Source organism: Pedobacter sp. WC2501, from assembly GCF_052682415.1.
The window spans coordinates 3,790,448-3,816,501 of record NZ_JBQZFI010000001.1 but is presented as its reverse complement, the minus strand read 5'-3'; the positions used below and the strand labels follow the sequence as shown (position 1 = coordinate 3,816,501).

Below are 26,054 nucleotides of genomic sequence, written 5' to 3'. Positions count from 1 at the left end.
ATCAACCCAAAGTGTTCTCCTATTGTTTACGTCAAGTCACAAGAGATAATAACTGTGTAATGTCGCACGGAAAAGAAACATCTGTGGTATTTCTGTTATAAGCAAATAATCCTATGAATGAATATGAAAATTCCGACTTAGTTTCACTTAATCAGGCATTGGCGAAAGGGCGGCAGATGTTGCTTCTGCCAAGAATAGTAATGGTTATAGGGCTATTCTTTTTTATGTTCCCCTTTGCCTTATTTTTCATAGCCGTAACAGGAGAGCATGCATTAACTACGAAAACCTTGCTGGTCTTTGGTTCGGTACTGATCGTTACTTCTTTTATATTTTTTTACCTGCCATTTCGGTTTTGGAGCAAGCGCACCACACGCTGGAAGCTTTGGGCATTCAGCCATGTAAACGATGTAACAGAGTTAAAAAGAGCTGCAAGAAAAGCTTCTCTTTGCTCCGGCTATGGTAGCTTCCTGGATAAGATTCAGCTACAGTCAACTATGGAACGTGACCAGTGGCGTAGACTGCAGCAACGAACCGGGGCGCCGGACATTTTTATTGATGACACCGGTACTGATTCGGAAACCATTATTTACTACTCTACACCCAAACTTTTGATCAGGATTTTTTTCTATCTGTTCATGCTTGCTATGGGCATTGGGGCAGAGATTTTTAATTTCAGGTCAGATGAATCATCAACCTTTCTGATTATAATTGGAGCAGTATGGATTTCTTATTCTTTATACATCATTGTTCGCAGTGCGATAGCTATATCCACGCATCAGCCCCGTATCATCCTGAATGACCTGGGAATATTTACCATGGAGACCGGCTTTATACGCTGGGATGATGTTTTTAATATTAAAATAACAGTCAGTACTCATGCAAAGCGTGGTAATGAATACACACTTCAGATTCAGTATCCGGGAGGCTGGGGAAATATAGAGGTCACCCATTACGAAAAGCGCAGGGATTTAGAAAGTCTCATACGTACTTATAAAGGCAGATTTAAAGCGGGCTGGGCTTAAATTCATACACCTGCCAATGTCAGCCCAATACTCATCTTCATTTCAATAAAGGAATAGGCTTTTGTAAACTATAAACTATTACGTGTGCCAGTTATATTCTTGTTCCATAGTTTTTTTGCGAACTCCAAAAATACAGTCGGTCCATTAGAGAAAGCATTATCAATTTTATATTCCCCACCAGCATACATTTTTTGTCCGTTATCACCAGTTCCAAACATAATTTTATTTTCTCCTTTCATTGCAAATTTCTGTTGTCCTTCATACATTATAATTTTCATGTTCGAAGGACTAACATCTCCGTGGCAAACTGTTTCATACATTAGCCATATTTCTGCAATTCCGTTGTTATTAAGGTCTGTTATATCAAAAGTTTTATCAATAAATGAGGCGACGATATCAACCGGACAATCACTAATAAAGTCATAAACTTTCCATGTTTGTTTAAAACCACCGTTGGATTTCAGGAAATGGTAGGCAAAGATTTCGGCATCTCCTCCGTCCATCTCATGCTTGAATTTATTACTCTGATAAATGCCAGTTTCTGTGGTAATTACAATATTCTCCCCTAATTTATCTGTCCAATGAACAGCATTTTTAGTTTTTCCTTCATACTTAATTTCTTGGGGAATTTTATCAATGCTTATGTTGACAGGCTTAGTCATTTTGCCTTTATAAATTGCAACTTTTTTGCTTTTCAATATTTTTTCAGACTGAACTTGTTTTTGTTTTTTTGATTGGCCATCACAAGACTGAAGTATAGAAACAAAGGCTAAGAAAATGATTGCGTTCTTCATTATGTTTTTTATCTCAGGTTTTAAGGTAGCTGGGTGAGGATTTGCCAAGCAATTCATCGTTTTAGTCATGCTTGCCCATTGCACTTTTTTGACAAGGTTTTTCAATATTGAGGATATTTTGCTGTTTCATTATACAGTATTAAAAATATTCTTATTGCTCAACATCTCTAAATTCTAATGGCAAACTTAATGTAGATGAATAAGTGGCTTCATCTTTGGTCCACAATGGCATTTTTTCTATTCTTTCTTTTATGGCTTTGATCAATTTTTCGTTCTTTGTACCTTTAATTTCTTTAACTGTCGTTTTACCCTGTTCATCAAAATTCAATATCAGTGTAATTCTACCTGAACCCTCATGAATATATTGTCTGTAAAAAGCTGGACCAAAATTGTTTGCCACCCAACGTCTTAAATTTGTATAATCTGGACTTTTTGCAGTCCTATTTGTGCTTTCTGAAGTCTTATCAGCATTTTGTATCGCTGGAATTTTAAAGGTAACTGCACCTAATTTTTTCTTATAATAATTGCTTAGCTTATCTAATTCTATCTTGCCAGCACTTTTGTTAGTTGCTTTAGGATTTATACTTTGAATTTGAATGAGATAGTTTTTAACTTTCAAAAATTCAAAAGCACCCATTTTAAACATCTGAAAATAACCTTGAGTTAATTGCAGCCGTTCTACAAACTCTTTTTCACTAAACGTCTCTTCTGATTTAAGCTGATAAACATAAACCTCAATAGTATTCCTTTTGTCTGCACTTTCAAAACGTTGTATGTAAAGGCTATCGGTTTGTTTAACATTTTCAGTAATTTGTCCTTTTGCAGCATCGGCATCTTTAATTACCCTGTAACCAGGTATTACCGATGAGGTTAGTTTGAAGTTTTCGGGGAATTTTATTTGTTGGGCTTTTGCGTTAAAAATAGCAGTAAGCATCAGTAAAAAAAGAATTTTTGCAGTTATTTTCATTTATTTTGATAATAATTATCACTGTTTTCCCGTAAAAAAAAAGATTAGCACTAGCGCCGCCCCGTTAGTTTACGTTTGAAGTTACGAAACAATAAAGGTAACAATAGGTAAAAATACAAATTTTAGCGGACAGCCGATATTAAATAAACTATTGAGGTATCTAGATAAAGGACAAATTGGAGTTGCTAACTTTGTTAGGACAAAATTCTTATACTTTTTGTCTTTAAGAGCCTGAAAAAGATCAGAAAATTACAATTTAATAACTTGGTAAAACAGTCATTTGATTGAAAATATAACGAAATTGTTGAAGCGTTTCGATTTGGGATTGTACAGATAGATACTGAAAGTGCGGTATACGCCAATGCCTGCATCCGGTATGGAAAATGCAACGTTGTCAAAACCATCGAAATTGTAATCGGCAATCGTAGGACTTCCTCCCATTGAAAAATAAATATTAAAATATAAATATCTTAACTTCACTCCGTAGGTCAGGAAGGGACCTTATTACCCATGTCCGGCAACACGCATTTAAATATTTAAGACAGATTGCATGAAAACAATAATTCCCTTTAGCCTGATCGTAATGCTCTCTGCGTGCACCGGCAGTAATACGCAAACGGATAAGTATAGCCAGCAAGAAGTTTGTATATGTGAAAATACAATAGAAACTGACAGCACCGTGTTTGCTACAAATGTTACCATAAAGAAAGAATCCGACAGGACTGTATTGTTGTTTCATTGTGCTTCCATCGAAACAGGTATCGCTTCCGTTAGTGATAAAAACGGTGATAATGAACAGGAGAAGGCGATCTATGATATCCGCTGCATTTCACCGGCAACGCATAACATTGAGTTATCCGGCGACTTTAAATATTTTACGGATGCCATGAAATCCCAGGATAACTTTTTTAAAATACTGAAAGACGGCAAAAAGCATTTTTTCGAATTTACCTTAAAAAAAAGAAAGGTCGAATCAATTTCAAAGTTAGATATAGAATCCACAGATAGCCAATAAATACAATGGAGATATTTAAAGGCATTTGGGCACCCATTATTCAACTGCATATTTAAAAGGTTTTTGGTAATATTCAAAGGTTTACCGTAGTTTTAGTTTGGAAAATTATATGATATGAAAAATTCTATTCCTAATAGTGTGGAGATTGTCGACAATCACTTAGACCAGTTTTTTGATGATGAGGAAGATATTGTCGCGTTTGATGAAATTGAGTCAGAGGTCATCCATAGAGATATATTTTTTATAAAAGCTAACGAAAACAGGCCATATCATATTCTCTTAAGCTGTGGGATGAGTGCCTTGCCTATGAAAGTGCCTGAAGATGTTAATTCCTCTCCCTACGCCGAGGTCATGTTTTTACTTCCGAAAGAATGGAATCTCAATTATGATTCCTTCGGCGACGAGCGCAATTATTGGCCGATCAGGTTAATGAAACAACTGATGATTTTGCCGCATCCTGACGAAACCTGGCTAGGATTTGGTCACACGTTTAGCTACCAGGAAGATGGAACTTTTGCCGAAGGCGCAGGATTCAATTCCGTAATGTTAGCGTATTCTAGGGAGATATCAGATGACTTTACACAGATAGAACTGGAAAATAATCAATCTGTTTCTATCTATTCTTTAATTCCCCTGTATAAGGAAGAACTCGAATTTAAAAACCAAAACGGTGCTGTTGCATTATTGGAACTTCTGGACCAACACGATGTAACTGAAATTGTAAAAATTGGCAGAAAAAATGTTTGTACCTAAAAGTTCAAAAATAGAATAATATGGCTGCAGTTAAAACACTCATTTCATTTATCGTATTCGCCATCATGTTTATTGGTTGCCGCAATGAGGACAAGCCTAAAAATGAACGGCAAACAGCAATCCAGCCCCAACCTGTTCTCTTAAAAAGAAAGGAAACCAAGAAACCTATCTTTTATACAGAAAGGTACATGAGTATTAAAGATGTTTTGGTTAATGGGCACCATATGATACTATCACGTCCTAAATTTAGCTCGTTGTACAAAAAAATCGATTCTTCAAAAACAGAGCTTTGGGAATGTGGAGATCCATTTGAATGGCTGGACGAAAAATGGATGAAAGCAACTTATGGTGACAAAAGCGAAAAGTCGGGAACATTCGAAAAATACGAAGGGAATGTGACTACCTTATTTGCAAATAATATCGAATTTAATACGAATAACCACATTGTATTATTTAATACTGCTTTTGCTAAATCAAATTCATTTGAGATTCCCTCACACCAGATTGTGCTTGACAAAAATACATCAGTAGAAGATTTTAAAAAAATATTCCCCCATGCGAAGATGGAAAAGCTAGAAGATCCAGATGAAGTTCGATTTAGATTTTATCTCAAAGCACCAGCTGACGATGCTTTTTTGTTCTATTTCAAGAATGGCAAACTCAATTATTTAAAGTTATGGTGGCTCTTATGTTAGCAGGCCACCCTATCCTTTTGGCAACCACAAAACCTTGCCCCCATTTAAATTTGCGATACATATGAAAATAACACCGGTCATTTTATGCATTTTGATCTTTATTTCGTGCAATGAAGAGAAAAAAACAAACCATACAAGCAAAAAGAAAATCGAAAAAATAGTTTATGCTGAGCCTAAGCAAGCGAAAACTGATACTGTGGTTAAAATAAAATCGACCATAAAAAAGACCATATTTCCTATTGAAGGAACTTATATGATTGAAAACGGCGATCCGTCATGTGAAATAAACTTAATCCTATCTTACAAAAAAGATCAACTAGTCTACAAGTTGATTACCAATACAAGAACTTTAGCAGATAAGGCTGAAATAGAACTTAACGAGCGTAAGGATGGCTATTATCTTACGCTGAAAAATATTGAGTGGAGTGAAAACGAAGGCACATTGGATGATGAGGGTGACCCAACTGATCCGGATATAACTTTACCAACAGAGATTCAGGGCATATTGGAAAAAAATCAAATTACTATCCAAAATGCAGGTAATTCTATGAACTATTATGTGAAAATTGGAGAGTGTAATGCGAAGTACATACGGTTAATTAAAAAATGAAGACCTAGCCGGTATGACGCAAATAAACCCACGCCCTTGTGCTCCCCGATCTAATATCGGTTAGACAACGAGCTAAAACCATAATATTATACCATACTTCTGTCATTGTGAAGGAGACACCGTCATTCACTATTCTAGGTTCCAGTCAAGCCGTGCATGCGTTCATGAGGTATACCGCTAATCGTTGATGTTTTTGAAGGATATCAGACTGTCTTTGTGAATCCATCTATGGAAAAAATAAATTAATTTTCAAGGAGGTTTCAGATCCGTTCTGTAAATTGTCAACACTATTATAAGATTATGGTTTATGTATTTGCTGCAGTTTCTTTATTGGTAATACTCTCTTTTTTCCTGGTTTTCAGCCATAAAAAGCTAAAAGAGAAACAGCTCCTCAAATTAAGGGAAAACTGGGCGAAGGCAAACAGCGAAAATATAGACCTTGCAAAGCTAGATTGGTACAGCCCTGCGCAAAGACCATCCGACTACCATAAACTGACTTCCCAGACACGCTCAGACATAGATTTCTTTCAGCTTTTCGCCCACATCAACCATACCACCAGCAAAATAGGTGAACAGTTTTTATTCCACAAACTGCAACACCCTAGTGATGATCTTGAACACCTGACCGAACTTGACCGGCAGGCCATTTTTTTTTCGCAAAACCCGTTATTACGGGAAGAGGTCCAGCTTAAGCTTAACAGACTCGGGTCCCGTGATGCTTACTCGGTTTCTCTATTATTAAAAGAAGAGCTGATAGAAAAACCCGGATGGCTGCGCTATCTAGTCTTTGACATCCTCGTACTGATCGCCTGCTTCATTCTATCCGTTAAATTTCCGATCGCATTCCTGTTCGCAATTCTCATAGTAGCCTACAACGTTACCTATCTGAATTATTGGAACAAACGGCATATTTTATCATTTTCCAGATCGCTTGTACAGCTCGACGTACTCATCAAGGTCGCCCAAAAACTATCAAAAAAAAACATCCCTTTTGATGCTGGAAAGATAAAGGGAGCAGTAGTATTCAAAAAAATACAGCGAAAGATCCGGTTACTGTTCGTCCAGACCAATCCCTCCGGTGCCGCAGACCTCAGCCAGATACCAATTTATCTGTTTGAAATCCTTAAGGCTATATTCCTCATCGATCTTTTTACCATATTCGGTCTCATCAGATCTATAGAAAAAAACCAGCAGCAGGTTTCTATGATCTTCGAATATATCGGTGCCATTGATGTGGCAATCTCTGTTGCTTCATTAAGGGCCGGTACCGATACCTGGTGTAACCCTTCTTTTACAGCAACCGAAAACAAATTCACCATAAAAAACGCCATCCATCCATTGGTGTTAGAATGTGTGCCCAATTCGCTAGAAGTATCGGATAAGGGAATACTGATCACAGGATCCAATATGTCTGGAAAAACAACATTTTTAAGGGCATTGGCCATCAACTCAATACTGGCCCAAACCATCTATACCTGTTATGCCGAGCACTATAGTGCCCCATTGCTAAGGCTTTTCTCTTCCATTAGGATCGATGACAGCATATTCGAAGGCAAAAGTTACTATCTGCAGGAAGTTACGGTAATGAAGGAACTCATCGATAATGTGCAAAGTGGCTACCGGAACATATTTTTGATCGACGAAATTTTCAAGGGCACCAATACTGCTGAAAGAATTGCTTCGGCGAAAGCAATCCTGTCTTACCTTAAAAAATCAGGCAGCCTGGTATTTGTATCAACCCACGATGTAGAACTGTCCGGGCTTCTGTACGATGAATTCGACCTCTACCATTTTACCGAAACGATCCTGAAAGATCAAATGAATTTTGACCACCAGTTAAAAAAAGGACCTTTGACAACCAGAAATGCCATCAAAATCCTTGCAATGTCCGGTTATCCTGAAGAAATCACCAAAGAGGCTTCCGGGTTGGCAGAAAAATCAACCAGCAAAAATCCAATTGACATTATAAAATAAGCCAAACCTGTAGGAAAACAGGATACCGTAAAATAAGCCAAACCTAGGCCAAATACTTTGTAATAAAATGATAATTAACAAAGCTTCTAAGTTGAACACGAGGGCACTAAAAAAGTCCCTTTTATTGTATTTTAAAGTTATATTATTACTTCTTTCAAGATGCTTCTTCGACAACAAAAAATCCAGTTTAGTGAGTTTTCCAAGCTTTATGAGCTGATTATTCCCAAGGAGAATTTACTTCGCAAGATTAGTGAGCTTATAGATACGTTTTTCAGGCAAAAGTTAAATGCCCCGGATCAATGGATTATGATCCGTTTCTTCATTATGATCTTATTCTCCGGATGCCTCGCTGTATCAGGTGAGTTCGGATCATTGCTCAGACTTCCTTTTCCGGCGATTTTACGGTAATCTGTATTTTCTGGAAGCTCAGTTTCTTTGGGCAAATTAGTTTGGGGGATTTTTCCCGATAGGTTATTTCCCATAATATGTGATGATTAATCTATTACTTATTACAGATGGCTGCTAAATGTTTTTTCTCCTTATTCCCTCCCTATTTTTCTTTCCATATAACTGACTATCTGTTGTTTTAGAAATTATAATCTAAAAGAAAGCCCCACAAAATAGCTTTTTCTCGCATCATGCTGAACACCATAATTAAGGCCACCGTCGATAAGAAAATCCTTAGATAACTCATATTGTAGTGCAGCATTCAGAAAGTTTTTTAAGTGAGCATCTTTAAATTCGTAGGTATAATAGGTTTCAATAATACCATCAAGCTTTTTAGTGAGCGGGTGTGATACGGCAAGTGTCTGTAAAAACTGGTTGTGATGACCCGATCCTTCCTCATCCTGTAAACGGTCTGCTTCTACCTGAAAGCCTAATTTCCAATCGTTTCCAAACTCAATACTCATTGGTATGATGATACCGCCTTCGTATTGGCTTTCCTGATCTGCATGGGAAGTTGGAAACTTAAGATATGGGAGCAATGCAATGGCAAATTTACCTTTATCGTTGCCCAAAAGGTTTTGTTTTAGCCTTAGGGTAAGATCGCCAAATCCACTGCTCCGCTCAACACTGCCCTCTGCATCAAAATCTTTTTTTACCACATAACTTTCAAATGTAAGCTGGACGGCTGTCGAATTTGTAAGCCCAAGCTTTATATTGGCCTGGTTAAAAAGGTATTCGTCGCTCCTGCCTTCATTGCTATTTTCGCGTTGAAAGCGCATAAGATCAGTTTCGAACTGAAAATGTCCGGCATCAACAGTTTTCGGACTTTCAGTTACATCCGGCCGGTCGGTTTCCATTTCCCGTAAACTATCACTCGGAACTGGCCTGAATAGATGATAGAAGGGTTTTTGCTGTCCGAAAGCCTCAATAGTGAAAATACTTAGCAGAGCGAGAATTAAAATACTATTTTTCATTTTTAAAATTTATGTATAAACAGGACAGGTGTTAAAAAAGTTTAGGACTTAACTGAATACTGCAGGTTTTTGAATTTCAAGCTAACCTGTTCTACATCTGCTTTTGCAAATATGTGGTACCAGAAGAGCCACAGCCAATTTCTACTCTTCGGCCCTCGGGTGGAACAATTTCCTGACAGATAATCAAAGAGAGTGCGTCACAAAACTCAAGTAATTCATAAGCGCGGTCTACTTCAGCTTTATTTACGTGAGCGGATTGCAGCCAGCCTAGAGATGATTTAATCGATTCACTCAAATGGTACGATCTGAACTAAAAAAATTGAATAAGGTGAGAAAAACCTACTCAATTTATATCCAAATTTATATCCGAATTACCAGTTATAGTGTCAGCAATCATAATTGATATGCTAAGAGCTGTTTTCTACAAGCGTGTCGCTTAAATCAAACTTTAGCCTTTCTTAAATGTTAACCATTAAATCTAATTAATGGATTATGACAGAAGAGCAAAAAACAGAAGCTATAAAATTAGTGAAACAAGGCCTTGAAACTATACAGGCCCGTGAATATAGAGAAATTGCAGAGATCCCTACAGAAGGCAAACAACAATTTGAAATAAAGTATAGCTTTGTTAACGAGGGAGTAGAAGGAATTTTTAATATTATTGGAAATACCGGGGCAAATGGAACTGAAGCAGTTAGTTTAGTGAGCGAATTTACAGATGATCCACTGCATTCAATTTCTGATTTAACCAAGGAACAGATTAACACCGATTTAAGAAGTGCGCAGGATTTCTTGAACAAAAATTTAAACATGGCATAGTCACCAACCATAGATAAATGCACCCATTGATGCTAATATCACAAAAATATGCGAAGAGAAAGTTGTGCTATTTTAGTAAAAGGGGGAAAAGGCAAGATAAATAAAAATACTCCAATTGAAAACAAAAAAGGTTAGCCATGGCTAACCTTTTTAAAATCCAAAAGTTCAATCTGATTAAAAATATTACTGCATTTTTTTACATACTTATTTACAAAAATAGCCTATCCGGATTTAATAAGTAATTGAATGTTAATCATTTGGACAACCTTACCATTAGGATTAAGGCTGATTTCCATCATCGTCACTATTTTCTTTACCTACCGAATTGGGCATATTTCCCGCATTCCCTTGATTTCCTTTTTCCGAATCTGCTCTTGCTTCCTCCGATCCGAAATCGCCTTCACCCACCTCCCTGCTCAAAAATCCAGCTTCGCTTTTTACACGGTTTTTTTCATGATTCTCATTACTTCTAAATCTTGGCACCTGGTTATCGGGCATGTTGGTGCGCTCCGCACTATTTTCAGCATTTTTGTCGCCTAAATTTTTATTTTCTTCTTCAGTTTCCATTTTTAGTGATTCTTTATTTTAAAAATTAAACCGTGCTGACGTTCCAATTTTGGAACAACGGTTAATCAGACCTAATAATTAAGCATTTCCGCCAGCATTACCTGCAAGGTCCCCACCAACATCTTCTTCATCATCTGTTTCGCCTGTAAGGCCCCGTTGTACTTCGTTATCATCGACTTCTTTTTCCTCATTGGGACTTACTTGCGACTGGCCATTGCTGTCTTCAGCATCCGTGTCTCTTGGTTCAATGTTATCGTTCATAATCATTTTTCTTAATAAAACATGCAAATGGCGATAAGGTTTAAACAATTAAGGCAATTTTAGATCATGGGGTTAAAACAGTTGTGTATTATCCAAATCTTTTTACGCTGTTAAACATTTCTTTTCAGCTTTAGCGAACCATTAGTCGCTTAAACTTGTTATCTGTATATACTAAAATCCGAAAAACATGAAAGATCCAAAAGAACAAGAAGAGGAAAATGTAGAACAGCAAACAGAAAATCCACAAACTGAAAACCAACAAAATTCCAATTGGGATGAACACCAGCGTATAGATGAAGAAGGTAATGAACTTGATCCTGAAGACATAAAATAACATATGATGAAAAGAATATTAATGGTGATGACTTCTCATCGCGACATGCAAAATACTGAAGATAAAACCGGGGTATGGCTTGGCGAATTTACCGATCTCTATTATGAATTTATCGATGCTGGCTATCAGGTAGATCTTGTGAGCACTAAAGGAGGACGACCGCCAGTAGACCCGATGAGTGAACTGACCGAAAACATTACCGGATCTAACCGTAGATTTCAGGATGATGACCATGCCAAAAACGCCTTTTCGCATACCAGCACCTTGAACGGGATCCTGGCTAGTGACTATGATGCGGTATTTTATCCCGGCGGACATGGGCCACTTTGGGATTTGGCAGTCGACAATAATAGTGGTATCCTAATTCATGACTTTTTAGACGTTGGCAAACCCGTGGCAGCGGTATGTCATGGCCCGGCCGCATTGTTTAGTGCCGAAAACATACGTCCTGGTTTTTTAAAGGGCAAAAGAATTTCGGCTTTTAGCAATACCGAAGAAACAATAGTTGGCCGTGGTGACCACGTTCCTTATCTGCTACAAACAAAAATTGAAGAACTGGGGGCTGAAATAAAAAATAGTTTAGTGCCTTTTCTTTCCCACGTGGAAATTGATGGATTGTTAATTACCGGACAGAATCCATTATCAGCAGGACCTGTTGCTAAAGCATTGATTGAACGACTTGCAGAGGAACCACAACAGCAATCGAAATAATCGCCAGAAACGGAAAGCTTCAAAAAAGCCTGACTGAAAAATTTGGAGGGCTAAGTCTTTACACCCGACAACCCATAAAAGGTATCTGGAAAGATGGCAACCATACAGAATACGATAAACTGATCATAATTGAAGTGATGACGCCTCATTTTAGCATATCCTTCTGGAAAGAGATAAAATTGAATCTGGAGAAAACACTTAACCAAAAAGAAATTATCATCAGACATATTAAAGTAAGCACCTTAAAGGATAATTAAGAATCTATTAACCTGAGTTCGATTAATAATGTGCTTTAATTTGGGTTATTTGGCACCTTACATGAACGGCCGTCACCCTGAACTTGTTTCAGGGTCTTTTATAGCAAGGTGGTCTAACAGGAAAGATGCTGAAATAAATTCAGCATGACGAAACGGCTAGCCAATCGTCCTAATAAAGTACATTAATTTTTAAATATTATCTAACTCAGGTTATTAAGTACCTTACCATATAACGAGTTGTGAAAAGTTTTATCTCTGTTATAGATTATTTGCCATTCTGATCCACATTAAGTTTCTGAACATTAGGTGTAAAAACTGTTTTTTGTGAAGACGCTAACGAGCAGCCCTAGGCAAAATAGCTAACCACATCAGGGCTGGAACTATACAATCCGGAATACAATCAACAAATAAGCTTATACCCTACTCCCCTTAAGCTGATAATCTGTATTTCAGGTTCACTTTTTAGGAGCTTGCGTAGGTGTGCCATAAAAACATCCATACTACGGCCATTATAAAAACTATCTTCCCCCCATATTTTGATCAAAGCATCCTCCCTTTCCAAAATGTTATTTCGGTTCTTTAATAACAATTCGAGCAGAACGGTTTCTTTATAAGAAAGTGAATATTCGCCTACAGAAGTTTTTAACTTTTGGCCAACAGGATCAAGTTCACAGTTTCTGAACTGGTATTTTTTATTTACCTCATTTTCATCTTTATTCACAGGACCAAATCTGTTTAACAGCGATTCCATCCGCACCAGCAGCTCATCAATACTGAAAGGTTTTTTAAGGTAGTCGTTACCTCCGTTTTTAAATCCCATCACCACATCTTCGGTAAGGGCTTTGGCACTCAAAAAGATAATGGGAATATTGGGATCCGATTTTCTGATTTCAGCCGCCAATGTATAACCATCTTTTTGCGGCATCATGATGTCGAGCACACAGATATCGGGCTTTTCTGCTATAAATTGTTTCCAGGCAAGCGCTCCATCTGCAGCAAGATTAACCTCGTAACCACTACTGCTTAAGCCATCGAAAACAATACGAGCCAAAAAAGGCTCATCTTCTGCATATAAAACCTTAATTTTCTTCATATAATGGCAAAATAACCATAAAACTGCATCCCTTTCCTATTTTGCTCTGTAGCACAACACGTCCGCCATGAAGCTCCACTACCTGTTTAACATAATGAAGCCCCAATCCAGAGCCTTTCACATTGTGTATATTATCCTGATTAAAAATCCTGAAAAAGCGTTCAAAAACCTGCTGCTGATAAATTTCATTTATCCCCGGGCCATTGTCTTTAAAACTGATTGTTAACTGATGATCGGCAATACTGCAGGATACCTCAATTTTAGCATGAGAAGGAGAATATTTTAACGCATTGTCAATCAGGCTATAACATACATTCGAAATATGCATGGCATCACCTTTGATAAAAACAGGTTCATCCGATTGTAAAAGTATAAGTTCCGCATTTTTCTCCTGCACCTGTATATCCATGGCGTAAATAACCTGTTGCAATAGTGGCTGAACATCGAACAGGCTAAACTGCAGTTTCGTTTTCCCCAGGTCCATTTGCTCCTGTTTAAGTACCTTTTCAATCATCGACTGTAGGCGCTGTAATTCATGGCGGCTGATATTGATATAATTCTTTAGCTTTTCGGGTTCATCAATTAAATGATACTTGCTGATGGATTCAAGAGCAACCGCAATCGTTGAGATTGGCGTTTGGAGTTCATGCGTCATATTGCTGGTAAAACTCATCCTCGCCTGTGCATAAAGCTGCTGATTTTTCATCAGTCTGATGAGCAGGTAAAAAGCCGCAGCGGTAAGGATCAGCATCATAAAGGATGAGATCAGGTAATAACGCATCTGAAAAACAACAATCCAAAAAATATTGCCCACCACAAGCTGGTATCTGTGCAAGAACTTTAAGTTGTAGGTATAACGCTCGCTGGTAAAAGAAATACTGCTTTTGGTAAAAGGAACCGTTTTGATCAATTTTCCGCTGGAATAATCGTATAAGGCATAATTCCTATTGATCCTGAGGCCGAACTGTTGGAGTTGACGGTTCACCAGACTATCCAGACTTTTCAAATCTCTTTGATCATCTGATGAAACCTGACGAGGAGTCATGTTATCCGTTTTTGATGATGAAGAAATTTTAAAGTGTTTTTTCGGATCATTGAGAAAAGACATCCTCATTTCAACAACAGTGCTATCATTATCGATCCCATAATGAAACTGGCTATGCAGGTTATCCAACGTCAGTTCATCAAAGGCCTGCCTCAATGAAAACCATTCTGAAGAAAGAAAAAACTGCTTAAAACGACTGCTCCGTTCGCGCCCCCTTGACACGCTTCGGTAAACGATCTGTTTGGAGGCGTTGCTTACAATAGATTCAAGTTTGGTTTTAACATCCTGTTTTTGTGCCAGGTACAATTGCCGTATCCAGGCACATTGCAGGCATAGACTAATGATCAGTGTAATCACCGCCAAAGGAAAAACATATCTTGACGTTATCCATTCCATCCCTCTAAATTGAACAATTCATTTTATCAATGGAAGCATGGGCGGAAGATTTAACCATATTTAACCGAGATTAACGCTGCTTTACATGACTTGGAACTAGTTTTGAAACATGAAAAAGTTAACCTTACTCCTATTCTTCTGCTTTCCTTTAATTGCTTTTGCACAATTGCGTAAAGGTTTGGTAACCGATAAAAATGGAGAACCCATAGATGGGGTAACCATTAGCCTGCGCCATGCAGATTCGACCGTAGCCATCCGGATTTCAAAAAACGGGCTGTTCAGTTTCCCGCAACCGCTCAAAGGCAATTTCGTTTTGATGTTTAAGGCTGTTGGATATAAGGATCTGAGCAAAGCGCTAAATCTTCCGATGGATTCAGTAACCATAATGATGAACAATGACGATAAAACCCTGGACCAGGTAACGGTATCGGCTTCAAAACCGATTATTGTAAGAAAAATAGACAGGGTGATATTCAATGTCGAAAACAGCATTATCGCCAGCGGTGCTACGGTTTGGGACGCGATAGGTAAAGCACCGGGTGTACAAACACGTTTTGATGGCGGGGTAACAGCCAACAACAAAGGCGCGGTCATTTATATGGATGATAAGCCCATCAGGTTATCGGGTGAAGACCTGGCGGCCTATCTCCGGAGTTTGCCATCGGACAATGTTGCCAAAATAGAAATTATGGTTAATCCAACCGCCAAGTACGATGCCCAGGGTGGTGCGGTAATCAATATTATTTCTAAAAAACCAAAAGGTGATGGCTTTAACGTGGTACTTTCTGGCGGTTATACCCAATCAACCTATAGCAGCTATAATCCAGGTACGGTGTTTAATTATAGAAAAGACAAGCTGAATGTATATGGCAGTTACGGTTATAGCCGACGCAAAAAGGATCATACAGAAAGTGAATATGTCATTTTCGCTTCGCCTGAAAACTATTCGGATTGGCGGAATGAAAAATCGGGCCTACGCTCGGGGAATGCTAATAGTTATAAAATAGGTGCTGATTACAATCTTACTGATAAACAGGTGATCGGTATTTTGGTAAATGGCTACAATGGCAACAACAGCATGCCGAACCAGGTATTAACCACGATTGTAAATAACCATAAACCATTACCTGATTCTATCCTCCATACACAAAACGTTTCTAATGGAAATGTTTACCAATATAGCTTTAATCTTAATTACAAGATTAAACTGGATACCAACGACCGTAATATTAATGTGGATTTAGATTATGTGCCATATCAGAATAATAACAGCCAGCAGGTAGATACTTATGGCATATCTGGTAACGGCAATCCGCTTTCTGATCAATACCATATTTTTACACCTTCTGATCAACATATTGATATCTATTCCGGAAAAATAGATTATACGGATAAGTTCTGGAAGAAATGGACCTTTGAATCTGGTCTGAAATACAGTAGTATCCGTACGCGCAACAGTTTCGATTTTTACAACAATCCAGCTACAGGTCCGGAATTGGTAAACAGCCGCAGCGACCGTTTTGAATATGCCGAAAATATATCAGCCATTTATGCCAGCATTACAGGAGATGTAGGCAAGTGGAGTTTTGAAGGCGGTTTGCGCGGCGAATACACCCGAACAAATGGAAAATCGGTCGTATTAAACACCAACAATCAGAATAACTATTTTAAACTTTTCCCGACACTTTTCGTGGTGTATAAAATGAATAAAGACAATGAAATCAACCTCACCTATAATTCGAGAATCAGCCGTCCAGAATATTGGAGACTTAACCCTTTTAAATCTTATACCAGCCCCTACACTTACCTGGAGGGCAACCCAGCATTGCAACCTGCTTTTATTTACCATGGCGAACTGGGTTATACCTACAAACAGCAATATAGTATTTCATTTTACCTGAGGCGGGTAGTTGATTATTTTAGTAATATCACAGTACAGGATAATAGCTCAAAACTCTTTTATGATACCCAGAGGAACCTTGATTTAAGTCAGGAAATAGGCTTTTCAGCATCTTTTCCGATCAAGCCGGCTTCGTGGTGGGAAATCAACAATTATGGACAGGGCTCCTACCGTCAGGAAAAGTCAGGATATTTACAGGCCCGTTATGATTATCATGTTTGGGGCATTTATCTAAGTTCTAACCATACTTTTACATTAAATAAGGCTCAAGGTTTAAAAGCAGAAATCAGCGCATGGTATTCTTCCCCTACCATACAGGGCATTTACAAACTTGCAAAGCTTTATGATGTGAGTGCAGGTATAAGCAAAAGTCTGTTAAAAGGTAAAGGAACTTTAAGGCTGGCCGTAAACGATATATTTTATAGTAATGCCTATCGGATTGATGTAAACTATGAAAACCAACGCAATGGTTTTTATGAGAAAAGTGATACACGCAGTACTACTTTAAGTTTCTCGTACCGATTGGGCGGTAATCCTACAGCAGCCAGGAAAAGAACCTCGGCAAGTGAGGAGGAGAAGAAACGTACGCAATAATGAATTATGTCCATTAGTTCACTGGTCATTGGTTCATGCAAATCGGTTAATCGGTTAACAGATCATTGGTTCCTACAAAAATCCCAAAAAGCACAAGTCAGCCAGCCCACATTATCCTCACCACTAAGACTTGCGCTAGTATATGCGTAACTCCCGCCAAACTCCAAACGCCCAACTCCAAACTCATCTACCTGCACTCTATCGAATGCCCATAACCGCCTGTATTTTTGGGAGAAAAAAACGGAATACCTAAATCGGCGGAGCGCATGATGAGTAAAGCGCCCATAAAAAGCATTAGCCAGGGGATAAGTTTATTGGTGTTAAAACGGATGTATTTTTTCAAAAAAATTCCCCCGAGCGAGATCATGAGCATTAATGGCGTAGTACCCAGTCCGAAAAGAAACATAAAAGTAGCACCCGATTTAACATTGCCCGTGTTTAATGCCGTTGCCAGGGCAAGGTAAACCATGCCACAGGGGATAATGCCATTAAGCATACCTGCAAACAATCCCCATAGCTTCAAATTGAATACCTTACCCATTAATTTGCTCAGCGGGCTCATCGCCTTTAACTGAAGCGTTGAAAAACGGTTTCTATACCTTTTATTAAATTGTAAGGCGGTGAATAGGATTAATATAGAACCAATAAGTATACTCAACGTTTTCTGATCACTGAATAGTCGAATGCTATTTCCTAAAACACCAACCAGCAAACCTAAAATGGTATAAACTGCTATTCTTCCGAGCTGATATAACAAAAGCTGAACCGCACTATTAAAGAAATCCTGTTTTCTGAAGGGCATGCCTAACATAATGGGACCGCACATTACCGCGCAGTGCAGGCTTCCAAACAGTCCCATTAAAAATGCCAATGGCAGATAGTCTGTCATAAGGTAATGTCGTTTTTAAACAGATATGCTTTGCCCCCAGCATGCCATGAAAGGTTGATAAACCACATTCCCTTAGCCATTTTAGTTTTATCTACCAGGATAAGATGTGAAGTTCCGGTGGTATTTCCTTTCCGTTTAACATCATCATCGCTGTTGGCAGGCCGCATCAGTACGAGCTCATATTGCGCGCTGTCTTTTAACTGTATTACAATCTGGGTATGGGTAATGGTAATTTTAGGCTTGGCATCATCGTTTAATACATTCTGTTTGGCATCGTATTCGGCATTGTAATTAATTCCCTTTTCATAATAATTTTCTTCAATCAGGGCATCCCTACCGTGCACATGGAACATGTAAATCACCATCCCCACGATAAACATCATAAATGCAAACATCCCCATTACTATTTTTGTTCCCCAGTTCATACGTTTTGTTTTTAATTTAATGAGTGAATGAGTGAGTTTTGAATGAGTGAGTTATCAATGAATGAATGAGTGAGTTTTGAATGAGAGAATGTTTAAAGGGAAATCGCATATTCAATCATTCAATATTCAATCATTTTATAATTCTATTATTCTCTAATTTTATTACTCTATCATTCAATCATCCTTTAATTCAATCAATCTCTCACTCTATCATTCAATCATTCTCTCCTTCAATCATTCCCCTCCGGCTGTGCGAAAAAACTAGTTGTGGCGGTACTCAACACCTCGCCATTGGCAAGCACTTCGAAAACCGCATCTGTTTTGTATTTTTTAATCGAATTATTTTTCCTGATCAGAAAGAAAGTGAGGTGCACGGTACCTTCTTTCGGTAAAACAGTTGCTTGCTGAATAAAATCGATCTGATCACTACTATCCTGCGACCTAAAAGTAAATGTTACCGCCTTATTGGTTTTGTTCACCAACTCTGCATTGTACAGGTTACTGGTTTTATCCGCCCCCCTGCTTTGGTATAAAGTGCCGCTGGCCCTTAAAACGGTGGTCTGGATATTTTCTCTTTTATAAATCAGCGAAGAAAAAACCATTAATACCACGAATAAAACCGCAGCATAGCCGTAAGATTTTAATCCAATTTTATAAGGTTTCCGCTCCGCAATAAAATCCTGGTTAAAGAAACCGATCAGGTTTTTGGGTTTGCCTATTTTCAACATAACTTCATCGCACGAATCGATGCAGGCGGTACAGTTCACACATTCGAGTTGTGTTCCCTGGCGGATATCGATCCCTGTAGGGCAAACCTGCACACAGAGTCCACAATCTATACAATCGCCTGTTTTTTGTTCCAATGTATTTCGCTGTAAACGTCCACGGGGTTCGCCCCTGGTAAAATCATAAGCTACTACGAGGCTCTGGTTATCAAGCAGTACCCCCTGAAGCCTTCCATAAGGACAGATAACAGTGCATACCACTTCACGCACGTAAGCAAATACGCCATAAAATATAAAAGTAAACAGCCAGATGGATATAAAACCTGAAACATGGCCCGCAATGGGTTCGGTGATGATTCTATACAGCACATCAGAGCCGATCATATAAGCCAGAAAGGTATTGGCAATGGCAAAAGAGATCAGCAGGAAAATAACATGTTTGCTTCCTTTTTTCCATATCTTTTCGGTGGTCCAGGGTCCTTCATCCAGCTTCTTTTGTTTACTGGCATCGCCCTCTATCCAATATTCGATCCTACGGAACACCATCTCCATAAAAATGGTCTGCGGACATGCCCATCCGCACCACAGCCTGCCCAATACCACTGTAAAACATACAATGAAGATGATAAAGATGAGCATGGCCAGTGCGAAAAGGTAAAAATCCTGCGGGGTAAAAATCAGCCCAAAGAAAACAAATTTCCTTTCGATGAAATTCAGCAGTACCAATTGCTCTCCATTGAGTTTTAGAAACGGACAGGAGAACAAAAATAACAGCAGTACATAACTTACCCATTTGCGGTAGTTGTACAATCTACCCGATGGTTTTTTAGGGTAAATGAAATTTCTTCCCCTGCCCTTACTTTCCGGCTTATTTTTTGGTAACATGGGCTTGGTTTACACTATCTTTCGCTGCTTTCATCTCATTGTCTTTTAAGTCTTTCGCTTCGTATTTTTCTCCTTGAGGAGCTTTGGCACCCGCTGGATTGCTTCCTTTTAACGACAATATAAAATTAGCCACAGCACTGATCTGTTTAGGGTTAAGGTTTTTCTCCCAACTAATCATTCCCTTTTCCGGAACGCCATATTTAATGGTTTTAAACACGTTATTAATGCCACCGCCATGCAACCAGTAATCGTCGGTTAAGTTAGGGCCAATAACGCCCTGACCTTTATCGCCATGGCAAACCACACAGTTGGTGTTAAATATGGTTTTTCCATCTGCCAGTACCGTTGGCGTATTATCAAACTTTACGGAGCTTTCATCAATGGCATTAGCCGATTTTTCGAGATATGATGCTTTCTCTACCTGCGCTTTGGCCATTTCATTTTCGTATTCTTTATCCTGCAGATCTCCATAGCCACCAATGTGGTAATAAAAGAGATAACCTGCAGCGAAAATCATCGTACCAAAAAACAGGAAGTTGAACCAGGCCGGCACCGGGTTATTGAGCTCCTTAATGCCATCATAAGAATGATCAATCACCAGGTTCTTTTCTTCTTCAATGGGTTTTAAACTCAATAATTTTGCCCATATTGAAGGTTTTACCGTTTTTTGTTTCAACCAGCTATCGTAATCAAGCGCCTCTTCCTTCACAGGCCCGCTATATTTAGTGGGGTTTAACTGTTCCTGGTACATTACTTTAAATGCGTTGAGCAGCGTTAGTGAAACAAAAAGCAGTACCAGAGCAAAAAGCAAAAGCAGTATAATGAGTATTTCAGATTGGTTAAGTCCTAATCCAGGCTGAGAAGGTACTATAGCTTCTGCTGCCTTTTGTTCAGCAGCGTAGCTTGCCGCTGATAAAAACAGTGAAAATAACAATAGTTTAATCTTCTTCATATTGATTGGTTTTGTGGTCTTGAAAAGGAATTTCGCTCATGGTTTTGATATGGTTTTTGCTTAATTTGAAGAGGTAAACACCAACAATTACAAAAAATACCATGAACATGAGCAGAGAGGTAACGAGGTATATTTCGCCACCGGCTAAATCTTTGATCTGATTGAACATATTCTATTGATTTGAAGGAATGGTTTCTTTATTGGCTTTAATATCTGTACCCAAACGTTGCAGGTAAGCAATAATGGCCACAATTTCACGGTCACTTTTAACTTTGATGTTGTTCTGCTTCAGGTCTAACGCAATTTTTTCAGCCTGTATTTTTAAATCCTCATTGGCATGTTTGTCATAGCCTTCAGGATATGGAACGCCCAATGTTTGCATGGCTCTGATTTTACTTGCAGTAGTGCTGATATCCAGTTGTTGTTCGATTAGCCATGGATATGGAGGCATAATACTTCCCGGCGACATTGAAGTAGGATCGGCCAGGTGATTGTAATGCCAGGCATCAGAATACTTGCCTCCTACGCGGTGAAGATCTGGTCCGGTACGTTTACTGCCCCATAAAAACGGGTGATCGTAAACAAACTCTCCAGCCTTGCTGTACTCTCCATAACGTTCGGTTTCTGAACGGAAAGGTCGAACGGTTTGCGAATGGCAGTTTACACAACCTTCCCTGATGTACAGATCCCTCCCCTGTAATTCTAGCGCAGTATATGGTTTTACACTTGCAATAGTGGGTACATTAGATTGGATGGTAAAAGTTGGCATCATTTCTACCATTCCACCAATGAGGATAATGATCAGCGAAAGCACCATAAATTTCATTGGTTTGCGTTCCAGTACCCGGTGCCAGGCTTTATCGGCAGGACTACTATCCACTACAATTTTAGATAATGGCATGGCTTCTGCAGCTTCGTTGGCTACAAGTTTAGCGCCCAGCATGGTTTTGGCCAGGTTATAAGTCATTGCAATTACCCCTGTTAAATAGAGTGCACCACCGATTGAGCGTAAAACATGCATCGGGATAATCTGCAGGGTTGTAGCAAGGAAATTAGGATATTTCAATAAACCTTCAGGTGTAAATTCTTTCCACATCAGCCCTTGTGTAAAACCTGCCCAATACATCGGGATGGCATAAAAAAGGATACCCAAAGTACCGATCCAAAAGTGGAAACCCGCCAGTTTTTTAGAGTAAAGTTCTGTTTTATAAATACGAGGGATTAACCAGTACAATACACCGAAAGTTAAAAAGCCATTCCAGCCCAAAGCGCCAACATGTACGTGGGCTACAATCCAATCGGTAAAATGCGCTACCCCGTTAATCTGTTTTAGCGATAATAAAGGACCTTCGAAAGTGGCCATACCATAAGCAGTAAGGGCAACCACCATAAATTTAAGGGTCACATCTTCCCTTACTTTATCCCAGGCGCCACGAAGGGTCAACAAACCGTTGATCATACCGCCCCAGCTTGGTGCAATTAACATGATGGAAAAAGCAACGCCTAACGATTGTGCCCAACCCGGTAATGAGGTGTATAATAAGTGATGGGGACCAGCCCAGATATAGATAAAAATTAGCGACCAAAAGTGCAGGATACTCAGTTTATAGGAGTAAACTGGTCGGCCCGCCATTTTTGGCAGGAAATAATACATCATGCCCAGATAAGGCGTAGTGAGGAAAAAAGCCACGGCATTATGCCCATACCACCACTGTACCAATGCATCCTGAACGCCCGCATACACATAGTAGCTTTTCATAAAAGAAATGGGCAACTCAAAAGAGTTTACAATGTGCAACACCGCGATGGTAACAAAAGTGGCAATGTAAAACCAGATGGCCACATAGAGGTGGCGCTCTCTCCTTTTAATAATGGTACCGAACATGTTTATGCCGAAAACCACCCAGATAAGGGTGATGGCAATATCGATTGGCCATTCAAGTTCGGCATATTCGTGTGAGGTGGTAAAACCCAGCGGAAGGGTAATTACGGCCGATAAGATGATAAGTTGCCAGCCCCAAAAATGAATCTTGCTGAGCACATCGCTGAACATCCTGGCTTTAAGTAAACGCTGAAGCGAATAATAAACGCCCATAAAAATGGCATTTCCCACAAAGGCGAAAATAACGGCATTGGTGTGCAAAGGCCTGATCCTGCCAAAAGTGGTATACTGGTTGCCCATGTTCATTGCCGGCTTAAAAAGCTGCATGGCAACAAGCAGTCCAACAGTCATCCCAATAATTCCCCAAACCAGGGTGGCAATGCCAAAGTTTCTGACAATCTTGTTATCGTAAGTAAATTTTTCTAGCTGCATAATAGAAGCGGAATTTTGTAAGTTTTGTACACCAAAGGTATCCTGCAACCAAGAGATAAAGGATGATGGCGGTTAGCTGGAAAAGTGATCTTCTTCACTTTTTCCGGCAATCACTTCATCGTCGAACAATACGCGGATGCCAGGGGTATGCACATCATCGTTCTGACCCGTTTTATAAGCCCAAAAGAAGGCGCCAAGAAAAATGAGTGCCATTAAAATGCTGCAGCCAACCAAAAAGTAGAGGATATTCATATCAGTTTATTTTTACGTGCAAACCAGCGGGTGGCCAGGGTGGTGAATAATATGATGGTAACGGTACTAACGGGCATCAGCACCGCAGCAACCAATGGATAAAGTGTTCCCTGTACCGCATAATAAATACCAATGCAATTGTAGGCAATGGCAATGGCAAAACTTATTTTAATCACTTTAAGTCCGTCTTTGCTGAGCTGGATAAAATGTGGCAGGAGATTTAATGCGCCACCCTGCAGAATGGCATCGCAGCCTGGCGTAAAATTATTGATGTTATCGGTTAAGGCGATCCCAAAATTACTCTGCTTTAAAGCTCCGGCATCATTTAAGCCATCGCCAAGCATCATTACGGTATTCCCGCTTTCCTGGAGGTTTAAAACGGCGTCCAGTTTCTGGTGCGGACGCTGCCGGAACCTGATGGTGCTGTGTTCCGGGAAAATAGTCGTCAGCATGGAACGGTCTTTATCTGTATCGCCCGATAACACCTGCAGGTTAAATTCAGAGAGTTTCGAAACCAGCTGAGCTAATCCGGGCCGCCACTGCTGTTTGATATCAAAACAACCTTTATAAGCACGGTCGATCACAATATGCACACCGGTTTCCCCAACCGATTTTACGGTTACAGGCAACATGGATAAATGTCCGGCATAAATAGTATGATTATTGATCCGGGCAGATAAACCTTTACCCACCACTTCTTTATAATCGTTAAGTGAATAAAATCTTTCAACGTTTAAAGCCTTTAAAATATGCCTGCTTAAGGGATGCGTGGAGTTGCGCAACAGCGAAGCCACAATCAGTTTTTCTTCGTTTGTTAAGGAACCACTAAAGGAGATTTCGGCATTTTCATTACTGGTTAAGGTACCCGTTTTATCGAAAATCAGGGTATCGCATTTGGCGAGTTCTTCAACCGCATCTGTATTTTTTACATAAAATCCTTTTTTATCAAAAACGGATAAGATAGCAGATAAAGTGAAAGGTGTGCTTAAAGCCAGTACGCAAGGACAGGCCACAATAATAACGGCGGTAAATGCCGACCAGGCCTTGTGACTATCGTGCTGAAACAACCAAAAAGCTGTAGCCGAAAATGCAATCAGAAAAACCCCGAGGCTGAAATATTTTGCAACAGAATCGTTAAAATTCTGCTTTTCGATGTTGTTTTTGTAATTCTCGTTATTCCAGAGTCCGGTAAGGTAGCTCTGCGAAACCGGCTTGATCACTTCGAGTTCTATGGCTTCGTTGGTTTGCCTGCCCCCTGCATAAATAATTTCGCCCAGCACTTTATGTATCGGCTCCGATTCGCCGGTAACAAAACTCATATCCACCCAGGCATCTCCTTTCATTAAAATGGCATCTGCAGGTACCAGTTCTCCATTTCTGATCCACAACCGATCACCGATTTTGATATCGTTGATGGATACTGGTTTTTCTTTACCCTGCTGTAAAGTAGTAACCGCAATAGGGAAATAAGAACGGTAATCGCGGTCGAAAGAAATGTGATGGTAGGTACGCTGTTTAAGCCATTTTCCCATGAGGAGCAAAAAAACCAGACCTGTTAACGTATCGGCAAAACCTGGTCCGGTGGCAAAAATGACTTCAAATGCGGTACGTAAAAACAATACCGCAATAATTAGTGCCAAAGGCGTATCTAAATTGATGTGTTTGTGTTTGATACTGGTAATGGCCGAGGTAAAATAATCCCGCCCGCAATAAAATGCCGCCGGAATGGAGAATGCGAGGTTTAACCAGCCGAATAAGGACTGGAACTGTTTTTCAAAACCTGACAAGCCAAAGTATTCTGGAAAGCTAAAAAGCATTACATTGCCCATTAAAAACCCTGCGACAGCAATTTTCAATACTAAAGTTTTATCAACCGAACTGCTGTGTGCCTTTACTACATCCTGCAGACTAATTAAAGGTTCGTAACCGATCTGATTTAAGGTTTCTACGAGCTGCCTCAAAGAGATTTCCTCATGATTGAAACTTATGGTAACCTGCTTTTTGAGAAAATCGATCCGTGAGCTGAAAATAGCGGGATTGATTTTATACAGGTGTTCTAATAACCAGATGCAGGAGCTGCAATGGATGGCGGGAATGTAAAACGTAATGATGCCCGAACTTTCATGTTTGTAATCGAGCAATTGATCGATAATTTTAGGATCGTCGAGGTATTCTAAATGGCTTTCATTTTTTAATTGTCTGCCGGGGTTATTGTTGTACACATAATAATTACATAAGTTGTTTTCGGAAAGGATTTTGAAAACAGCCATACAGCCCGTACAGCAAAAATCTTTATCATCTGTTTGATACTTTACCTTGGGCAGATCTTCCCCACAGTGGTAGCAAATGGCTTTGGTTGTGGTTTTACTTTGATCTTCCATTGT

The 26,054-nt window shown here is 39.3% G+C and carries 27 protein-coding genes; 10 read left to right on the top strand and 17 right to left on the bottom strand.

Annotated features, from left to right (window positions below):
* The first annotated feature begins 113 nt into the window (after positions 1 to 113).
* The gene (locus tag ACUN24_RS16175; RefSeq protein ID WP_445563428.1) at positions 114 to 1,022 is read left to right on the top strand and encodes a hypothetical protein; all 909 of its coding nucleotides are present in this window, start codon (positions 114 to 116) and stop codon (positions 1,020 to 1,022) included.
* A 68-nt stretch (positions 1,023 to 1,090) separates the two neighbouring features.
* Here the strand turns inward: ACUN24_RS16175 and ACUN24_RS16170 are convergent, their stop codons facing one another.
* Entirely contained in the window at positions 1,091 to 1,921 is an 831-nt protein-coding gene (locus ACUN24_RS16170; protein WP_445563427.1) for a M949_RS01915 family surface polysaccharide biosynthesis protein, read from the bottom strand.
* Positions 1,922 to 1,967: 46 nt separating this feature from the next.
* Positions 1,968 to 2,783 carry a hypothetical protein gene (locus tag ACUN24_RS16165; protein ID WP_445563426.1) on the bottom strand — a complete coding sequence of 272 codons (816 nt, stop codon included), beginning with the start codon at positions 2,781 to 2,783 and terminating at the stop codon, positions 1,968 to 1,970.
* Positions 2,784 to 3,333: 550 nt separating this feature from the next.
* On the opposite strand from ACUN24_RS16165, the gene ACUN24_RS16160 reads away from it, so the two are divergent.
* From ACUN24_RS16160 to ACUN24_RS16140, 5 genes are all read left to right on the top strand, one after another.
* Complete coding sequence (locus ACUN24_RS16160; protein WP_445563425.1) at positions 3,334 to 3,798, top strand: hypothetical protein; 465 nt, start codon at positions 3,334 to 3,336, stop codon at positions 3,796 to 3,798.
* A gap of 114 nt (positions 3,799 to 3,912) precedes the next feature.
* On the top strand, positions 3,913 to 4,551 hold the full coding sequence (locus ACUN24_RS16155) for a suppressor of fused domain protein (RefSeq protein ID WP_445563424.1): 639 nt from the start codon (positions 3,913 to 3,915) through the stop codon (positions 4,549 to 4,551).
* A gap of 20 nt (positions 4,552 to 4,571) precedes the next feature.
* Complete coding sequence (locus ACUN24_RS16150) at positions 4,572 to 5,246, top strand: hypothetical protein (RefSeq protein WP_445563423.1); 675 nt, start codon at positions 4,572 to 4,574, stop codon at positions 5,244 to 5,246.
* 61 nt (positions 5,247 to 5,307) lie between these two features.
* Entirely contained in the window at positions 5,308 to 5,856 is a 549-nt protein-coding gene (locus ACUN24_RS16145; RefSeq protein ID WP_445563422.1) for a hypothetical protein, read from the top strand.
* 300 nt (positions 5,857 to 6,156) lie between these two features.
* Positions 6,157 to 7,830 (top strand): MutS-related protein, encoded by a 1,674-nt coding sequence (locus ACUN24_RS16140; protein WP_445563421.1) that lies wholly within the window; start codon positions 6,157 to 6,159, stop codon positions 7,828 to 7,830.
* Between the two features lie 296 nt (positions 7,831 to 8,126).
* On the opposite strand, the gene ACUN24_RS16135 is transcribed toward ACUN24_RS16140, so the two are convergent.
* The 3 genes from ACUN24_RS16135 to ACUN24_RS16125 all read right to left on the bottom strand — a co-directional run bounded on the left by ACUN24_RS16135 (position 8,127) and on the right by ACUN24_RS16125 (position 9,546).
* Positions 8,127 to 8,312, bottom strand: coding sequence for a hypothetical protein (locus ACUN24_RS16135; RefSeq protein WP_445565160.1), 186 nt, complete (start codon positions 8,310 to 8,312; stop codon positions 8,127 to 8,129).
* Between the two features lie 111 nt (positions 8,313 to 8,423).
* Entirely contained in the window at positions 8,424 to 9,251 is an 828-nt protein-coding gene (locus tag ACUN24_RS16130; protein WP_445563420.1) for a transporter, read from the bottom strand.
* 91 nt (positions 9,252 to 9,342) lie between these two features.
* On the bottom strand, positions 9,343 to 9,546 hold the full coding sequence (locus ACUN24_RS16125) for a DUF3891 family protein (protein ID WP_445563419.1): 204 nt from the start codon (positions 9,544 to 9,546) through the stop codon (positions 9,343 to 9,345).
* A 197-nt stretch (positions 9,547 to 9,743) separates the two neighbouring features.
* Here ACUN24_RS16125 and ACUN24_RS16120 point away from each other — a divergent pair, with 197 nt between their 5' ends.
* A complete protein-coding gene (locus tag ACUN24_RS16120; protein WP_445563418.1) occupies positions 9,744 to 10,070 on the top strand; it encodes a hypothetical protein in 327 nt (108 codons plus the stop codon).
* Positions 10,071 to 10,349: 279 nt separating this feature from the next.
* On the opposite strand, the gene ACUN24_RS16115 is transcribed toward ACUN24_RS16120, so the two are convergent.
* Positions 10,350 to 10,637 (bottom strand): hypothetical protein, encoded by a 288-nt coding sequence (locus tag ACUN24_RS16115; RefSeq protein ID WP_445563417.1) that lies wholly within the window; start codon positions 10,635 to 10,637, stop codon positions 10,350 to 10,352.
* 78 nt (positions 10,638 to 10,715) lie between these two features.
* Positions 10,716 to 10,946: a hypothetical protein gene (locus tag ACUN24_RS16110; protein WP_445563416.1), complete on the bottom strand. Its 231-nt coding sequence runs from the start codon at positions 10,944 to 10,946 to the stop codon at positions 10,716 to 10,718.
* A 139-nt stretch (positions 10,947 to 11,085) separates the two neighbouring features.
* On the opposite strand from ACUN24_RS16110, the gene ACUN24_RS16105 reads away from it, so the two are divergent.
* The gene (locus tag ACUN24_RS16105) at positions 11,086 to 11,232 is read left to right on the top strand and encodes a hypothetical protein (RefSeq protein WP_445563415.1); all 147 of its coding nucleotides are present in this window, start codon (positions 11,086 to 11,088) and stop codon (positions 11,230 to 11,232) included.
* Between the two features lie 6 nt (positions 11,233 to 11,238).
* Complete coding sequence (locus ACUN24_RS16100; protein WP_445563414.1) at positions 11,239 to 11,943, top strand: type 1 glutamine amidotransferase domain-containing protein; 705 nt, start codon at positions 11,239 to 11,241, stop codon at positions 11,941 to 11,943.
* Between the two features lie 657 nt (positions 11,944 to 12,600).
* On the opposite strand, the gene ACUN24_RS16095 is transcribed toward ACUN24_RS16100, so the two are convergent.
* Both ACUN24_RS16095 and ACUN24_RS16090 read right to left on the bottom strand, forming a co-directional pair.
* Complete coding sequence (locus ACUN24_RS16095; RefSeq protein WP_445563413.1) at positions 12,601 to 13,293, bottom strand: response regulator transcription factor; 693 nt, start codon at positions 13,291 to 13,293, stop codon at positions 12,601 to 12,603.
* Positions 13,280 to 14,734 carry a sensor histidine kinase gene (locus ACUN24_RS16090; RefSeq protein WP_445563412.1) on the bottom strand — a complete coding sequence of 485 codons (1,455 nt, stop codon included), beginning with the start codon at positions 14,732 to 14,734 and terminating at the stop codon, positions 13,280 to 13,282. The genes ACUN24_RS16095 and ACUN24_RS16090 overlap by 14 nt, the downstream gene beginning before the upstream one ends.
* 109 nt (positions 14,735 to 14,843) lie before the next feature.
* Here ACUN24_RS16090 and ACUN24_RS16085 point away from each other — a divergent pair, with 109 nt between their 5' ends.
* Complete coding sequence (locus ACUN24_RS16085; protein ID WP_445563411.1) at positions 14,844 to 17,228, top strand: outer membrane beta-barrel protein; 2,385 nt, start codon at positions 14,844 to 14,846, stop codon at positions 17,226 to 17,228.
* Positions 17,229 to 17,415: 187 nt separating this feature from the next.
* Here ACUN24_RS16085 and ACUN24_RS16080 read toward each other — a convergent pair whose 3' ends face one another.
* The 8 genes from ACUN24_RS16080 to ACUN24_RS16045 form a co-directional block, all read right to left on the bottom strand.
* On the bottom strand, positions 17,416 to 18,117 hold the full coding sequence (locus ACUN24_RS16080) for a sulfite exporter TauE/SafE family protein (RefSeq protein ID WP_445563410.1): 702 nt from the start codon (positions 18,115 to 18,117) through the stop codon (positions 17,416 to 17,418).
* Entirely contained in the window at positions 18,114 to 18,542 is a 429-nt protein-coding gene (locus ACUN24_RS16075; protein ID WP_445563409.1) for a FixH family protein, read from the bottom strand. The genes ACUN24_RS16080 and ACUN24_RS16075 overlap by 4 nt, the downstream gene beginning before the upstream one ends.
* A gap of 230 nt (positions 18,543 to 18,772) precedes the next feature.
* Positions 18,773 to 20,152, bottom strand: a complete 1,380-nt coding sequence (gene ccoG / locus ACUN24_RS16070; protein ID WP_445563408.1) for a cytochrome c oxidase accessory protein CcoG — start codon at positions 20,150 to 20,152, stop codon at positions 18,773 to 18,775.
* The gene (locus tag ACUN24_RS16065) at positions 20,136 to 21,104 is read right to left on the bottom strand and encodes a cbb3-type cytochrome c oxidase N-terminal domain-containing protein (RefSeq protein ID WP_445563407.1); all 969 of its coding nucleotides are present in this window, start codon (positions 21,102 to 21,104) and stop codon (positions 20,136 to 20,138) included. The genes ccoG and ACUN24_RS16065 overlap by 17 nt, the downstream gene beginning before the upstream one ends.
* Entirely contained in the window at positions 21,091 to 21,273 is a 183-nt protein-coding gene (locus ACUN24_RS16060; protein WP_132397247.1) for a hypothetical protein, read from the bottom strand. The genes ACUN24_RS16065 and ACUN24_RS16060 overlap by 14 nt, the downstream gene beginning before the upstream one ends.
* Before the next feature lie 3 nt (positions 21,274 to 21,276).
* Positions 21,277 to 23,418 (bottom strand): cytochrome-c oxidase, cbb3-type subunit I, encoded by a 2,142-nt coding sequence (gene ccoN, locus ACUN24_RS16055; protein ID WP_445563406.1) that lies wholly within the window; start codon positions 23,416 to 23,418, stop codon positions 21,277 to 21,279.
* A gap of 72 nt (positions 23,419 to 23,490) precedes the next feature.
* Entirely contained in the window at positions 23,491 to 23,670 is a 180-nt protein-coding gene (gene ccoS / locus ACUN24_RS16050; protein WP_445563405.1) for a cbb3-type cytochrome oxidase assembly protein CcoS, read from the bottom strand.
* A complete protein-coding gene (locus ACUN24_RS16045) occupies positions 23,667 to 26,051 on the bottom strand; it encodes a heavy metal translocating P-type ATPase (RefSeq protein ID WP_445563404.1) in 2,385 nt (794 codons plus the stop codon). Before ACUN24_RS16045 ends, ccoS begins: the two co-directional genes overlap by 4 nt.
* Positions 26,052 to 26,054: the final 3 nt, after the last annotated feature.